This window comes from Phaeodactylibacter luteus (assembly GCF_007993045.1).
Lineage (GTDB): Bacteria > Bacteroidota > Bacteroidia > Chitinophagales > Saprospiraceae > Phaeodactylibacter > Phaeodactylibacter luteus.
Genome location: NZ_VOOR01000119.1, coordinates 1 through 2,137, shown reverse-complemented (window position 1 = coordinate 2,137; position 2,137 = coordinate 1). Strand labels below are relative to the sequence as shown.

The 2,137-nt window shown below is 54.2% G+C and carries 3 protein-coding genes; all 3 read right to left on the bottom strand.

Annotation, left to right across the window (positions count from 1 at the left end; genetic code table 11):
* Positions 1-330, bottom strand: a 330-nt coding sequence (locus FRY97_RS21690) for a hypothetical protein (RefSeq protein ID WP_147169714.1), incomplete at its 3' end; no start/stop codon positions are given.
* 192 nt (positions 331-522) lie between these two features.
* On the bottom strand, positions 523-705 hold the full coding sequence (locus FRY97_RS21685; protein ID WP_147169713.1) for a hypothetical protein: 183 nt from the start codon (positions 703-705) through the stop codon (positions 523-525).
* Positions 706-1,067: 362 nt separating this feature from the next.
* The gene (locus tag FRY97_RS21680) at positions 1,068-1,502 is read right to left on the bottom strand and encodes an NUDIX domain-containing protein (RefSeq protein ID WP_211356952.1); all 435 of its coding nucleotides are present in this window, start codon (positions 1,500-1,502) and stop codon (positions 1,068-1,070) included.
* Between the last annotated feature and the right edge of the window lie 635 nt (positions 1,503-2,137).

Here is a 2,137-nt window from a genome sequence, read left to right as displayed (position 1 = left end):
GGCCTCCGCAGCACTGCCCAAGTCTCCTACGTAGTAGCTGGCCATGCCTTTCTTCATCAAAGCCAACGGCAACAACAGGTTGTCGTTAGCCCGGCGGGCAAGCACCTCCGCTTTGACCGCATATTCTAAAGCCAGCATTGGTGACGACTGCATACTGCTGTCTGCTGCCTCCAAGAACAGTTGTGCTTCACCAAGGGCATCCGGCCGGCTGGCCTTTCTCCCATCCAGCTGATCTTCCCCCTGCACTGTCCAAGGGGACAGCATCAAGGCAAGCAGAACAATTACCCCCAAATGGCCGGCATGACCGAGCCTTAAAAATTTTGATTCCATGTGCGAACAACTTCTTTTTTTCAAAGAGCTGCCCATAGTGTCCTTTGACCCAAATATACAGGAATTGCCGAAATACCGCTGCCCGATTGCTAAACCCCTACCATTTTACTATAAAATACTGATATTCCCCCAACGGAAAGGATGTGCTCAACGGATCAAAAAATAGCGTCGGCTAAAGCCCGATAGGCGCTTTCAGTGCAGTGCTATGCCCTCGTCCCACTGTGCCCATTTCATCGCGTAGGCACCTGGCACCAGGGGTTCATAGCGCACTGTCGCGGTTCGCCCCGCCAAGATGTTTTGCACGGGCTGAACTTTGCCCTCCGGCCGGATAGCGTTCAGCCCGGGGGGCAGCATACCGGAGAAGCAGATGGGCATGTTTTTCTTTCCTGCCATTGACAAAGGCACCACTTAAATCAAAAAGCCCTGTAAATCAAATATTTACAAGGCTCCGTTGTAGCTCCGCCAGGACTTCCCGCATGTCTGCGGGACAGGCGAAACCCAAAATGCCACAGGCTGTAGCGCCATGATGCTGCCGGCCTAGCGCTGCGGAGGGGTGTCAAGCCCGTTAGGGCCGAGCGGATAGCGAGCCCCGCAGCATAGCGGCACCTGCCCATTGGCAGGGGCAGGCCCCTCCAAAAACGACAATCTGGTATGCGCCCCTTTTCGGCTGCCCCGCCGCACTTCACTAGCAAGCGCTGAAAACTTGGAAGGCTATGCCCCCCTCATCGCAGGCAGCCCTACTTCAAAGCCCCTTCCAACAGATGGCCCGCGCGCTGCATGGCTTCCGCTTCAGAAAACAAGCCAATGCCAAAGTTTTCATAGCTATAGCTAAGCTCCCCCGCAGTGGCATCCGTTTCGCAATTGCAAATGAGAATGAGCACGGTGACTTGGTTCAGGACTTTTACGGTCTTCACAAGGCGCACACCTATATGGTTTACCACTACCCCCAGCTCCTCTTGCATCTCCCGCTTTAAACAGTGTTCTACGGTCTCCCCTTTCTCCAGCTTGCCTCCGGGCAGGTCCCACTGCCCTCTCTCGTTCTTCAGCAAAACAATTTTGCCATCTACACGGCATATCCCTTTGACAGATACCGGATACCTCGGGGCAAACCAATCTGTAGGGATCACCTGCCCTATGGTCTTCATATAAATGGGTGCTAATAAATGTCGCATGTCATATTTGTTTTGGGTGGAAAGATGAACAACCATTCAAACCGTAATGTACCCCACAAAAGAGACATTCATTACATTGCCTATCAATACAATTCCACTACACAACAGAAAGCAGCAATACTACAACCCTACTACTCAGACAATCAACATACTGAATATCAATTGATTGCAAGGACATTAGATACACAGCTCTGAAGATGGCCTCTGCTGTGCATCAAGTCTTTTTTGGGGGCTTCCCCCGCCTGACGGCGGGGGCCGCTATGCTGCGGGGCTCGCTCCTCGCTCGGCCCTAACGGGCTTGACACCCCTCCGCAGCGCTAGCCCGGATGCCAAGTGGGCGGCAGGCCAAGCCACAGGCCCGGCGGGGCGCGCTCCCGCCACTCCCATACTGACTCATCTGTACAACAAAACCTAGGCACGCCCTTTCTCCGGACAACATAGACATTGCCCCCGGCCCTATACTGTACCCGGAGCGGGCTTTGCCCGCTGCGCCCCCCCCAGAGACATTAAATACTCCGAAAGGTCGATATCCGTATTCGTCAGCCCCAGCTTACGCCTTAGCCGGGTCCTGGCCACTTCCACCGCTTTTGTGCTTTGCCCGGTCAGGGCAGATATTTCCTTCGTTGCCATATCCA

What these genes read in the sequence shown, in the direction of transcription:
- FRY97_RS21685 (WP_147169713.1), bottom strand. Translation starts at nt 705, where the DNA reads ATGCCCATCTGCTTCTCCGGTATGCTGCCCCCCGGGCTGAACGCTATC.
- FRY97_RS21680 (WP_211356952.1), bottom strand. Translation starts at nt 1,502, where the DNA reads ATGCGACATTTATTAGCACCCATTTATATGAAGACCATAGGGCAGGTG.